The following is a 12,014-nucleotide window of genomic DNA, read 5'->3' as shown; positions in this document are numbered from 1 at the left end:
AATTAGCTTATTTGTTTTAAAATAAATTATTAAACTACCTTTGTGCCTTCAAAAAAAATAACTTTCCGAATATTACTTATTTATCAAAAAAATCAAATCTCATCATTTATTTAATTCATTAAAATTATGAACATCAAACATTTAATCTTTGCTCTATTTACAGCAGCAACTCTAAGCTCACTAGTAAGCTGCGACGAAAGTACACCACAACCCACTCCAGAACCTTGTGTTTCTTGTGAAAATGAAACTGTCGTCGATTCGCTTTTTGATGTTGAAGCGATTGTACGCCTATATAAACCAGAAGATGAAATGACAGATTATTCAGGTATATATATTATTGACCTTCAAAAGAAGTATTTTGATAAGGAATATACCTCTTATGGTTCAGATAGTATTTTCATACCTTGTCCAAAAATTACAGACTCTAGTTTAGATGGTAAAAAGGTAATAGTAAAAGGATATGTAAAAAGCTGTGATAGTTTACTCACCCATCCTAATATCAGAGTTCTTTTTGGAAGAAAGCTAGACTTAGTAAAAATTGAAAAGTATTAACCATAGACATAAACAGTTCAAGCCAAATTATTAAAACGTAATCAATTTTTATATGAAAACAACTCTACAAAAATAACTTTCCGAATATTATTTATTTATCAAAAAAATCAAATTTTATCATTTATTTAATTCATTAAAATTATGAACATCAAACATTTAATCTTTGCTCTATTTACAGCAGCAACTCTAAGCTCACTAGTAAGCTGCGACGAAAGTACACCACAACCCACTCCAGAAACTTGTGTTTCTTGTGAAAATGAAACCATTGTTGATTCGCTTTTTGAGTATGAAATGGTAGTACAAAAACATGTATACGATAGAGAAGGAGAATTTACTAAATACATCTTAGTGAGGCTAGATAGCGAAGGAAATTATGAAGTAACACCTAATACTTTTTTAGTTCCTTGTCCTGAGCTTACTAATGAATATAAAGTTGAAGGGTTAGAGGTAATTATTACTGGTTACAGAAAAAGTTGTACTGGGTTACTTACAGACCCTGAGACTCGCCCTGCTTATGGCAGTAAGTTAGAGTTAGTTTCTATAATAAAAAAATAATCTTTAAATCCATTTATTCTAAAAATCAAATGAAAAAACTTATTTTATTAGCATTATCTATTTTTGGATTCTATCTTTCTGCTTACGCACAACGTACTTGTGGAACTGAATTGAATATCGATCAAATAAAAAAGAATGAGCCTGAACGTTATAAACATATTATGGAAATGGAGAAATTCATTTCTGAACATACATCTAATGAAAATCAACGAATTATTGACCCAAATGGAACAATAATTATTCCTGTGGTAGTACATATCTTGCATGATGGGTCTGCTATTGGTACTCAGTTTAACCCTGCTATGCTTACGGTGCAAACTCAAATAAACGTTCTGAAACTGCTCAATACCAATACAACTAACATTTCCTAAAGGAGTTTATTATCTCAAAGTAATCAATAAAAAAGAAGTTCATACAGAGAGAATTGTAATAGAAAATTAATAAAACAGGAAAATCAATACAATAAAAAAAGCCTTGTTTCTGAAATAGAAACAAGGTTTTTATGCTTTATCCGTTGTTTTCACACGATTAAAATCGTGAATTTAGTTATATTTAATTTTGCTCAATTATTTAGCATATTCCTTTTTAAGTTTGTTTGGAAATACTTTTTTGAGTTTATCTACTTTCGGACTAATAATAAAAGAACAATAACCTTGAGTTTTGTTGTTGTTATAATAATTTTGATGATAATTTTCAGCTACATAGAATTTTCCTAAAGATGTAATTTCAGTAACAATTGGTTTATCAAAAACTTTTTCTTCGGTTAGTCTTTTTAGATAAAATTCAGCTTTTTCTTTTTGTTCTTCATTATGATAAAAAACAGCCGAACGATATTGTGTTCCTACATCATTTCCTTGTCTGTTTAGCGTTGTTGGGTCGTGTGTAGCCCAAAAAACTTCTAATAATTCATCAAAAGAAATAATTTTTGGATTGTATGTAATCTGTGCAACTTCTGCGTGTCCTGTTGTTCCCGTACAGATTTGTTTGTAGGTTGGCTCTGGCACTTGTCCACCTGTATAACCCGAAATAACTGTATCAACACCTTCTAAACGCTGAAAAACAGCTTCGATACACCAAAAACAACCTGCTCCAAAAGTAGCTTTTTCTAGCTTTGCATTTATATCTGTCATAGTATTTTCTGTTTTAGTTTTAGCAGTATTTTTATTTGAATCCATAGAATCTTTTGCATGAGCATTTTGTTTTGGCGAACACGCACTCGCAAAAATGGCTGATATACTCATCAAAAGTAAAATGAATAGAGGAAATGTAGTTTTATTTTTCATTGAGATATTTTTTTATGTTATAAGCGTCTTAGGAACAATTACGAATTACGAATGTAATGATTTGAATATCAAAAACCAGCCTTTGTTGGTGTTTTAGCGAAGCGACACCAACAAACACACCTGCAAAACCATTCTTAAATAACTTCATGATTTAACGTAATCAATAGTTATGCTTTCTTGTTCTGAAACCTTCGTTTTTAAGGCTTTGTTAGATGATTTATTGATTTTTGTGAGAATAAATTATACAAAAACAAGATTTTATTTCGTCTCAATTATATTTTTTTATTCTGATAAGGAACTTCTTTTACCTTTTATTCGGTTGGTTGTGTATCTGAATTACTCAAAACTATTCAGATTTATTTTTTCAAGATTCTTCAACGCAAAATTTATACAAAACAATGAAATATCGGAATCAACTTTTATCGTCTCTCTTATCGATGAGTAAGCTGATTGTTAGATAAATTGTCTTGTTTCTTCCTCTTTCTTTTTTTGAGTGAGTGATTAGAAATAAGTCTTAGAATAAACTTTAACCGTCAATGAGGCTATGCCGTCGTTGAGGATAAAAGGCAGTATTCTAATTTATCTTCTAATTACATTTCTACTTCTCTTTTATCGCTTTCGTTTGCAAAAACAATCATTTTTGTACCTCCTTCGTATTGCCTTTTTGTTAGTAAAAATTAGCCTAAAAACTATTTATCATGGCTTTATCAAAACTCAAACTCCAAAAACTAAAAGAAGAACAAATTCTTCAAAATTATCAAAACACACTCAAAAAAAATAAAAGAACACACATTAATTCGTTGCGAAAAGTAGCTAGAAAACGTGCAAAAAATATTTTTTCGCCAGTTTATGTCAATGAAAAAGCTCATAAATTAATTCAATTAATGAGTTATGGAAGTCATAAAAAAGAATTTTCAGAAATTATTGCTCTAATTGCCCAAAAAGGAAAAACAGAATCTCTTTTGCAAGAAGATTATATGTTAGATGCACTTGCTTGTGTGGCAAAAGAACATTCCTTTTTTATTAGAGATATAGAAGACTGGAAGCCAAAAGGAAGAAGTGCTGAAAAAATATTTGCTGATTTGGTACATCATCTTTTTGTCAAATATGAAGTTCCTAGTTGTATGACTTCGCTTTGGTTTGATAATGAAAATAAATTAGCTAGAAGTTGGTTTATTGATGTTGGACAAGGGAAAAATGCTTCAAAACTCAATCATTTTCCTGTTCCGATTACCAAAAAAGAAGCGCATCATTTTACAAAAGCACCTTCAAAATTTACTTTTATTGCAGCTATTCGTTATGGACAAGCAAAGACAGTAGGAGCAACAACAAGTTTTGTAAATAACCTTGTCAAGACCGATTTAGGGAAGTATTTGTATCCAAAAGAAGAGTTTTGGAAAGAAGTAATTGCTTTTTTAGTTCGAAATAATCCTACTGCAACAGCGCATCAATTGGACATTGTAGTAGAGTATATTTGGAATCAAAAATTTGCTCGTCTTTGGGGACAAAATGAAAAAGGACAAGTAGTTCGTAAGAATCCTTCTGACCCTAATTTTAGCTTGAAAGGTAAAACGTGGGATTCACTTTGGAAAAAAGCCTCTGAATGGTTCGAAATAGTTGGTTTTATTCGTCAAACAGCTCAAGAGTGGGCGCATTTTGTAATAGAAAGCAATTATGTAAAAGCCAAAACAGGGCAATGTTTTATGTTTCAGCAACTTCTTACCAAACAAGAATTATTTGATGAAGGCAAAAATATGAATCACTGTGTAAGCTCTTATGTAGGTAGTTGTAAGAATAGCAAATCAGCTATCTTTTCTATGCAAAATATCCTTTCAAGAGGGAAGTCTTTGGTAACCATAGAAGTAAATCCCAAAACACGAAAAATTACACAGGCATCTCGTCGTTTTAATGAGTCGGCTTCTTCTTTTGAAAAAGAAATCATAAAAGAATGGGCAAAACGAAATGACTTGAAAGTACCTAATTATTATTAATCATCAAAAAAAGGCTGATAAATCACTTTATCAGCCTTTTTATTTGGTTCAAAAATAAAATTAACCGTCGTTGAGACTCAAATGAAGCCGTCAACGAGGCAAAAACATTTCTTACTGCCCTCTTTTATTAAAGAAACGAAGACGAATAATTTCACGTTCATTCAAAAGTCGATACTGTCCACGTCCGATTGTTTCTTTAGTAAGACCTGCATAAACAGTTCGGTCAAGACGAATTACTTCATACCCCAAATGAGCAAACATACGTCTTACAATTCGGTTTTTTCCCATATGTAATTCTATTCCTACTGAAAGACCATCAGGGTCTAAAATAGCTGCTCCATCTGCTTTTGCCAAACCATCTTCAAGCTCCAAACCTGCTTTTAACTGTTCTATTTCTTCCTCAGAAAAAGGCTTGTCTAAAGTAACTCTATATATTTTTTGTACTTCATAAGAAGGATGTGAAAGCTTTTTGGCAACTTCTCCATCATTTGTAAAAAGTAAAAGCCCTGTTGTATTTCTATCTAGCCTTCCAACTGGATAAATGCGTTCTGTGGTTGCTTTTCTGACCAAATCCATTACTGTCTTACGTCCTTTTGGGTCGCTTGTCGTTGTAATAAAATCTTTTGGTTTATTTAATAAAACATAAACAGGTTTCTCCTTGCGAAGAACTTTTCCTTTATATTTTACTTCATCAGTTGGTCGTACTTTAAAGCCTAATTCTTTTACTACTTTTCCATTTACACTAATTTCGCCTTTTGCAATAAGATTATCAGCTTCTCTACGTGAACAAACACCTGAATTTGAAATGTATCGGTTTAATCTCCAAATTTCATTAGCTCCACTTGAATAAGAAGACTTTTCTTTAGCTTTATCAGCACTTGTATTTTTAGCAGCAACACGAACAGGACGTTCAAATTTCTTATCAGCTTTTTTGAAAACTGTTTTTTTTCCTCTTCTCTCAAATCTATCTTCAGACGTTTTTTCGTTCTTACTATTTTTATAAGATTCTTTTTTTTCTGTTCTCTTTGTACTTTCTTGTCTTGATTTAGGTTCTTGACTTTTGGAAGAGTTAGTAGTTTTGTTTTCTTGTTGTCTTTTTTCTCTTCTTATTTTTTCGTCTTGTTTCTTTTTCTCAAAGTGAGGGTTTGGTTTGTTTTTCGCTTTTGCAAAACGATTACTTTTCAAATTTCCTTTTTCAGTTGATTTGAGTTTGGGTTTGAAAGCCGAATTTTTAGTTGGCTTTTTATCGTTATTTTTCATTGAATATCTTTTCAGTTTGTAAATAAAATTACGAGCGCATCTCGCAATTTGTAATGATTAATGATTAGTTTTTAGTGATTAATGAATACTTACTTCATTTGAACTTATCTTAATTATGAAATTATATTTACACTAATCATCAATAGTTAAAACTAATCACTACTTTCATCTTTTTTATCTTGAATAGCTTTAGTCCCTCGTTGGAATTTGAAGAGTGAAAATTCATCTCCTTCTTCATCTTCTAAATTAGATTGTAGTTTTGCTTGTTTTTGTGCTGATTCTACATCTTCGGCAGACAAATCTTCTGGCATTGGCAAGTCATCTAAAGAATTTATTCCAAAATAGTGCATAAATTTATCAGAAGTGCCATATAAAATAGGACGACCGGGAGTTTTTTCTTTTCCTTTGATTACCAAAAGCTCTTTTTCTAATAATTTAGTTACGGCATAATCACAACTCACACCACGTATTGCCTCTAGTTTTGATTTTGTAATAGGTTGTTTGTATGCAATTAGAGCAAGTGTTTCGATAGCAGACTTAGAGAGTTTACGTTTTGCTCGTTGGGTAAGTAAAAGGCTTACACTACTCTGAAACTCAGCCTTTGTAAGAAATTGAAAACCTCCTGCAATAGCTTTTATTTCAATCGCAAAATCAGCTTGTTCATAGCGTTTTTGTAAGACTTCAATAGCATCATCTATATCTTCTTTCGGAACTTCTGTACCAAAAAGCTCCTCCAAAACCTTCTGAATTTCCTTTACAGAAATAGGTGAGGGAGAACAAAATATTAGTGATTCTATATGATTGAGTAAATATTGCACAATAAATTATTTTTGCTGTGTATAAATCAAGTGAGCAAAGGTACGATTTTTTCCACAACTTTCTGAAAAATAGAAGTGTAGAATTTTATTTATTTTAATCAGAAAAATAATTTTGAAGTAAAATTTAACACCGTCTGTGCATTGTTTTCTTTTTTTTTATTCTTGAAAAAACACAACAGTATTTTCACTTTTCATTTGGAACGGTTATTGAAACTGGAGTTAGTAACACTTAAATAAAATCCTATCTTGATACTTCGGTACGCTTTTAGCAACTCTTTAAGTAAAAGATAAAACCAATCGGAGTATTCAACAAAAACCTAATAATACTATCATAATGAGAAAGATTTTTATAATTTTTATTGCTTTATTTTTTGCAAATGTTGCAACTAATTTTACTTATGCTCAAGATGCCAAAGCTCGTACGCTTTTAGATGCAATGAGTAATAAGTATAAAAAATATAAGTCGTTCAGAGCTACTTTTACTTCTACTCTAGCCAGTGAATCTGAAAGTATTAATGAATCGCTTACAGGAACAATTACCGTAAAAGGAAATAAATATCACTTAAAAACAAAAGGTCAAGAGATTTATAATGACCACAAAACCGTTTGGACATTTTTAGATGATGCCAATGAAGTAACCATTACGAGTTATGATGAAGCTGATGGACTCAATCCAACTGATATTTTTGATATTTATAAAAAAGGATACAAATATGTAGTTGTAGAAGAAGTAAAAGTAGGAGGAAGAGCGCACCAAGTTATTGATTTAGTTCCAGAAGACAAAAACTTACAATTTTTTAAAGTTCGTCTGACGATTGATAAAGCAAATTATAGCTTGGCAAGTTGGAATATTTTTGAAAAAAATGGACGTGTTCATTCTTATAAAATTTCTGATTTTCAGCCTAATGTTTCAGTAACTGATTCAGATTTTCAGTTTAGTAAAGTCAAACACGCAAATGTAGAAGAAGTAGATTTAAGATAATCATCAATTCTATATTTAGAAGAAAACATAAGTTTCCCTATTTGCTTTTTGAAGTAAATAGGGATTTTTTTTGAGTTAGATTAAACCTTCGCTTTTCCTTTGTATCTAACCTTACGAAAACGACTTAATCAAACTTCTTGATTGAGTAATTTACATTAAATTTCACTAAACTTTATTTATTTTAAAATTATGAAAACTCAAAAAATCACTTCGAATATCATTAGCAAAGTCGCACTTCTATCACTAATTTTTATCTTTGTAGGAATGACAACTACTTTCGCTCAAAAAAGAGGAAAGCGTAATAATAACGCTACACCAACAGAAAAAGCAGAAAAACGTTCTCAAAAATGGAAAACAGAATTTAGCTTGAATGATACTCAAACTGCTCAACTCAAAACAGCACTTGTAAAAAGAATTACAGCAACTGATGCCTTAAAAGCAGAAGAAAAAGGGAAAGAAAAAAGAACAAAAATGAAAGCCATCAAGACAGAGTTTGATGCTGATGTAAAAGGATTCTTTACAGCAGAACAATATGTAGCTTATGAGAAAATGAAAGAAGAGAAAAAAGCCAAGAGGAAAGAAAATAGAGGAAATAGAAAAAGAGGGCAAGGAACAGATATGGAAGATGATGGTTTTTAATATATAAGATTATCAAATTCATCAAAACGAAAACCTTAACTATGCATTCTATCTATAAGAATATTTAGTTAAGGTTTTTTTCTGAAATTAGTACAAAAATTCAATTTCTTTATTTTCAAAATAGCTAATTTTTCCACCTGCTACTTCTAAAGCCAATTTTCCTTCTGGATTGATTCCCAAAATCTGTCCTGTAATTTTTTTATTTTTGAGCTTGTCTTGATAATAATGCCATTCTTGATAACGAAAAAGATAGGAAAGATAATCAGCTCTCAAACTATCTTTTTTTCCTGCACGAAGTTGTAAATAACGTTTTTCTATAAAAAAAAGAATTTCGGTCAGAACTTCTTCTTTTTCCCAATTTTTACCTGTGAGTTCTTTTAATGAAATTGCTCTATGATTTATATTGTTTTCTGAATTATTTCGTTCAAAAATTTGATTGATATTGATTCCGATTCCTATAATACTTTGATTTATTTTTTGAGAAGAAATTTGATTTTCTATCAAAATGCCTCCTATTTTTTGGTCTTTATATTCATCATTCATTTTATGATTAATAAAAATATCATTTGTCCATTTTATCTTCAACTCACTAGCAATTTCTGAATAATCAGTCTTCAAAACTTCCTCTAGCGCATCACGAACTCCCAAAGAGATAGCAATCGTAATCCAAAAAGATTCTTTTGGGGATAAAAAAGTAGGATTAAGCAAAACAGAAAACGTAAGATTTTTATTTTCTTGTGATTGCCAACTATTCCCTCGTTGTCCTTTTCCTTGTCTTTGATTATTTGTCCAAAGAAGCGTTCCTTCAAAAACTTTTGATGTTTTGTTTTTCTGTTCTGTACTATGAGAAGCTAAACTTTCGTTGGTGGACTGACAGCTTGGCAGATAAATTTGATTTTTCCCTATAAAAAGTCCCTTTGTATGAATTTTGTAATTGCTCATTGTAAATGAATAGTTTGACTATAATTTGTCTATTAATACTGTATCTTTGTAGTTAAATGTTTGGATTATTTACTTCAAGTTTGGAACAAAACAGTTATCCAATTTGTAAATAAAAAGAAAGATTTTTTTAATTCGTTATACCAAAATCAAAGTTATGAAAGTGAGACAAAAAATATTTACTTTCCTCTAATTTTTGAAAAATAATAATAAAAATACCAAATCTATACTATGACTCAAAAACAGTCAGTTACTTCACAGATGCTTTCTCAAGCTGTTGTGGCTGGTCTTCAAGACCGAAAAGGAAAATCAATTACACTTCTTGACCTTCGTGATGTAAAAAACTCTATTGCAGATTATTTTATTATCTGTACAGGTACTTCTGATACGCACGTAGATGCGCTCAAACAATCCGTAGAAGCCGAAACATACAAAACATACAAACAAGACCCTTGGCATGTAGAGGGTAGAGAAAACCGTCAGTGGATTTTGCTAGACTATGTAGATGTTGTGGTTCATATTTTTCAAGCTGAAAAAAGAGACCGTTTTGGATTAGAAGAGCTTTGGGGAGATGCAAAAGTTACTCAAATTCCAGATATGGATTAGAAACTCCTTAAACGTAAAGTAGAATAATTGAGATTCTATTTTGCTTTTATTTGATTTAACGTTTTTTATTCAAAAACCTTCGTAATAGTTAGAAATAATGAGATTTTTGATAAAATAATTACAAACAATAGAACTAGCTTTTGGTTTAATAACCCATAATTTAGATTGATACTAGAAACTGAAATATAAAATAGATTTTTTCATTTTTATAAAAAAATAAAAAAATCTTATAATTATACTACTTATATACTTTTTTATAAATGGCGACAGAAAAAGATACTAAAACAGAAAAAAATACTAAGGAAACGAAAGATACCAAAAACACAAAGAATCCAATCCGTAATAATATCCCAAAGGGAACAGGAGGAAACTATCAAATTTGGTTGTCTGGACTTTTGATTGCATTAATATTAGGAGCGTGGTATCTCAACCAAAGCACCGTTGTCAAAACTTATGAACAAGATTTTGATAAAATGGCTCGTGCTGGGGATATTGAAAGCGTAAAGTTGATTACAAATAAAAATATTGTAGAACTTACCCTTACTGAAGAAGCTCTCAAAAAAGATAAATATGCTAATGAGTTAAAGAAAAAAAATCCATTTGGGGCAATTGTCGACAAACCTCCTCATTATTTTTTAAATATTACGAGTGGTGAGAGTTTTAAGGAAGATTTTGATAAACTTCAAGCTGATTTACCTGCTAATAAGCGTATAAAATATGATGTAGGACAAGATGCTGATTTTAGTGGATTAATTTTCACTTGGGGATTCTTAATTCTTATTTTGGTAGCTTTTTGGTTTTTGATGCGTCGTATGACAGGTGGAGGAGCTGGTGGACAGATATTCAATATCGGAAAAGCCAAAGTTTCTTTGTTTGATACAGAAAATAAAGTAAAAATTACTTTTGAAGATGTCGCTGGGTTAGATGAAGCAAAACAAGAAGTAGAAGAAGTAGTAGATTTTCTTCGTCAGCCAACAAAATATACAGAATTAGGTGGAAAAATTCCTAAAGGTGTTCTGCTTGTAGGCCCTCCCGGTACTGGTAAGACATTACTTGCAAAAGCTGTCGCTGGAGAAGCTGGTGTTCCATTTTTCTCACTTTCAGGGTCTGATTTTGTAGAAATGTTTGTTGGTGTTGGTGCTGCTCGTGTACGTGATTTGTTCAAACAAGCAAAAGAAAAAGCTCCTTGTATTATCTTTATTGATGAAATTGATGCGATTGGTCGTTCTCGTGGTGGTGGAAAACAACCTGGTTCGAACGATGAGCGTGAAAATACATTGAACTCACTTTTAGTAGAAATGGATGGATTTTCTACCGATGCAGGTGTGATTATTTTGGGAGCTACCAACCGTCCAGATGTTTTGGATAGTGCCTTGATGCGCCCTGGTCGTTTTGATAGACAAATCAGTATTGATAAGCCAGATATTAAAGGAAGAGAAGCTATTTTTAGTGTTCATTTAGAGCCTTTGAAGACTGCGCCTGAAATAGATGCAAAAAAACTAGCTGCCCAAACCCCAGGGTTTGCAGGTGCAGAAATTGCAAATGTTTGTAATGAAGCTGCTCTAATTGCTGCTCGTATGAATAAGAAAGAAATTGAAATGGTTGATTTTGAGAGTGCTATCGATAGAGTTATTGGTGGTCTTGAGAAGAAGAATAAAATTATTTCTCCAGAAGAAAAGAAAATTGTTGCTTATCATGAAGCAGGACATGCTGTTGCAGGTTGGTTCTTAGAACACGCCGACCCATTGGTAAAAGTTTCGATTGTTCCTCGTGGAATTGCAGCTTTAGGGTATGCTCAATATTTGCCAAAAGAACAGTTCCTTTATACAACTGAACAGCTTACAGACGAAATGTGTATGGCTTTAGGTGGACGTGCTGCCGAAGATATTATTTTTGGTAAAATCTCAACAGGAGCATTATCTGACCTTGAAAGAATTACTAAAATGGCATATAGTATGGTTTCTATGTACGGAATGAATCCAAAAGTAGGAAATATTTCTTTTTATGATGCACAGCGTTCAGATTTTGCAGGAAAACCTTATTCCGATGCTACTGCTCAAATCATTGATGAAGAAGTAAAAGATATGGTAGAAAGAGCCTATATATTTACTAAAGACTTATTAACTGAACATAAAGAAGCACTAGAAATTATAGCAAAAGAGCTTTTAGAGAAAGAGGTATTGTTTCAAAGTGATTTGGAAAAACTAATTGGTAAGCGTCCGTTTGATAAGCCTACCAATTATGAAAAGCATACAAACAATGGCTATGAAGATGTTTTGGATGGAAACTTAGACCCTTTATCATAAATCAAAAAAATTGTTTTTTTTTCAAAAAGCCTTTACTGGAGTTATTCTAGTAAAGGCTTTTTTATTTTATGGACTTTTTGAAA

The 12,014-nt window shown here is 31.4% G+C and carries 12 protein-coding genes; 8 read left to right on the top strand and 4 right to left on the bottom strand.

The features are described 5' to 3' along the window. The first annotated feature begins 126 nt into the window (after nucleotides 1–126). The 3 genes from WAF17_RS17805 (at nucleotide 127) to WAF17_RS17795 (ending at nucleotide 1,478) form a co-directional block, all read left to right on the top strand. The gene (locus WAF17_RS17805) at nucleotides 127–552 is read left to right on the top strand and encodes a hypothetical protein (RefSeq protein ID WP_338762537.1); all 426 of its coding nucleotides are present in this window, start codon (nucleotides 127–129) and stop codon (nucleotides 550–552) included. Between the two features lie 141 nt (nucleotides 553–693). After that, complete coding sequence (locus tag WAF17_RS17800) at nucleotides 694–1,107, top strand: hypothetical protein (protein ID WP_338762535.1); 414 nt, start codon at nucleotides 694–696, stop codon at nucleotides 1,105–1,107. Nucleotides 1,108–1,136: 29 nt separating this feature from the next. Continuing rightward, complete coding sequence (locus tag WAF17_RS17795; protein WP_338762533.1) at nucleotides 1,137–1,478, top strand: hypothetical protein; 342 nt, start codon at nucleotides 1,137–1,139, stop codon at nucleotides 1,476–1,478. A gap of 195 nt (nucleotides 1,479–1,673) precedes the next feature. Here WAF17_RS17795 and msrA read toward each other — a convergent pair whose 3' ends face one another. Then, nucleotides 1,674–2,390, bottom strand: coding sequence for a peptide-methionine (S)-S-oxide reductase MsrA (msrA, locus tag WAF17_RS17790; RefSeq protein WP_338762529.1), 717 nt, complete (start codon nucleotides 2,388–2,390; stop codon nucleotides 1,674–1,676). Between the two features lie 698 nt (nucleotides 2,391–3,088). Between msrA and WAF17_RS17785 the strand changes: the two genes are divergently transcribed. Then, entirely contained in the window at nucleotides 3,089–4,381 is a 1,293-nt protein-coding gene (locus WAF17_RS17785) for a PcfJ domain-containing protein (protein WP_338762527.1), read from the top strand. Between the two features lie 111 nt (nucleotides 4,382–4,492). On the opposite strand, the gene WAF17_RS17780 is transcribed toward WAF17_RS17785, so the two are convergent. Beyond that, on the bottom strand, nucleotides 4,493–5,641 hold the full coding sequence (locus WAF17_RS17780) for a pseudouridine synthase (protein WP_338762525.1): 1,149 nt from the start codon (nucleotides 5,639–5,641) through the stop codon (nucleotides 4,493–4,495). 152 nt (nucleotides 5,642–5,793) lie between these two features. Further along, nucleotides 5,794–6,459 (bottom strand): SMC-Scp complex subunit ScpB, encoded by a 666-nt coding sequence (scpB, locus tag WAF17_RS17775; RefSeq protein ID WP_338762522.1) that lies wholly within the window; start codon nucleotides 6,457–6,459, stop codon nucleotides 5,794–5,796. A gap of 334 nt (nucleotides 6,460–6,793) precedes the next feature. On the opposite strand from scpB, the gene WAF17_RS17770 reads away from it, so the two are divergent. Continuing rightward, on the top strand, nucleotides 6,794–7,441 hold the full coding sequence (locus WAF17_RS17770) for an outer membrane lipoprotein carrier protein LolA (RefSeq protein WP_338762520.1): 648 nt from the start codon (nucleotides 6,794–6,796) through the stop codon (nucleotides 7,439–7,441). 189 nt (nucleotides 7,442–7,630) lie between these two features. Next, nucleotides 7,631–8,080 (top strand): hypothetical protein, encoded by a 450-nt coding sequence (locus WAF17_RS17765; RefSeq protein ID WP_338762517.1) that lies wholly within the window; start codon nucleotides 7,631–7,633, stop codon nucleotides 8,078–8,080. Between the two features lie 87 nt (nucleotides 8,081–8,167). Here WAF17_RS17765 and WAF17_RS17760 read toward each other — a convergent pair whose 3' ends face one another. Beyond that, nucleotides 8,168–9,022 (bottom strand): biotin--[acetyl-CoA-carboxylase] ligase, encoded by an 855-nt coding sequence (locus WAF17_RS17760; protein WP_338762514.1) that lies wholly within the window; start codon nucleotides 9,020–9,022, stop codon nucleotides 8,168–8,170. Nucleotides 9,023–9,250: 228 nt separating this feature from the next. On the opposite strand from WAF17_RS17760, the gene rsfS reads away from it, so the two are divergent. Both rsfS and ftsH read left to right on the top strand, forming a co-directional pair. Further along, entirely contained in the window at nucleotides 9,251–9,625 is a 375-nt protein-coding gene (rsfS, locus tag WAF17_RS17755) for a ribosome silencing factor (RefSeq protein WP_338762511.1), read from the top strand. 260 nt (nucleotides 9,626–9,885) lie between these two features. Then, nucleotides 9,886–11,931, top strand: coding sequence for an ATP-dependent zinc metalloprotease FtsH (ftsH, locus tag WAF17_RS17750; RefSeq protein WP_338762507.1), 2,046 nt, complete (start codon nucleotides 9,886–9,888; stop codon nucleotides 11,929–11,931). Nucleotides 11,932–12,014: the final 83 nt, after the last annotated feature.

Source organism: Bernardetia sp. ABR2-2B (assembly GCF_037126435.1).
Classification (GTDB): domain Bacteria; phylum Bacteroidota; class Bacteroidia; order Cytophagales; family Bernardetiaceae; genus Bernardetia.
The sequence above is the reverse complement of the archived record's forward strand: the minus strand, read 5'-3'. Positions and strand labels throughout refer to the sequence as shown.

Coding starts and splice junctions, on each gene's coding strand:
- WAF17_RS17780 (WP_338762525.1), bottom strand. CDS start 5,641: ATGAAAAATAACGATAAAAAGCCAACTAAAAATTCGGCTTTCAAACCC.
- WAF17_RS17765 (WP_338762517.1), top strand. CDS start 7,631: ATGAAAACTCAAAAAATCACTTCGAATATCATTAGCAAAGTCGCACTT.
- WAF17_RS17760 (WP_338762514.1), bottom strand. CDS start 9,022: ATGAGCAATTACAAAATTCATACAAAGGGACTTTTTATAGGGAAAAAT.
- rsfS (WP_338762511.1), top strand. CDS start 9,251: ATGACTCAAAAACAGTCAGTTACTTCACAGATGCTTTCTCAAGCTGTT.
- WAF17_RS17800 (WP_338762535.1), top strand. CDS start 694: ATGAACATCAAACATTTAATCTTTGCTCTATTTACAGCAGCAACTCTA.
- WAF17_RS17805 (WP_338762537.1), top strand. CDS start 127: ATGAACATCAAACATTTAATCTTTGCTCTATTTACAGCAGCAACTCTA.
- WAF17_RS17785 (WP_338762527.1), top strand. CDS start 3,089: ATGGCTTTATCAAAACTCAAACTCCAAAAACTAAAAGAAGAACAAATT.
- msrA (WP_338762529.1), bottom strand. CDS start 2,390: ATGAAAAATAAAACTACATTTCCTCTATTCATTTTACTTTTGATGAGT.
- WAF17_RS17770 (WP_338762520.1), top strand. CDS start 6,794: ATGAGAAAGATTTTTATAATTTTTATTGCTTTATTTTTTGCAAATGTT.
- ftsH (WP_338762507.1), top strand. CDS start 9,886: ATGGCGACAGAAAAAGATACTAAAACAGAAAAAAATACTAAGGAAACG.
- WAF17_RS17795 (WP_338762533.1), top strand. CDS start 1,137: ATGAAAAAACTTATTTTATTAGCATTATCTATTTTTGGATTCTATCTT.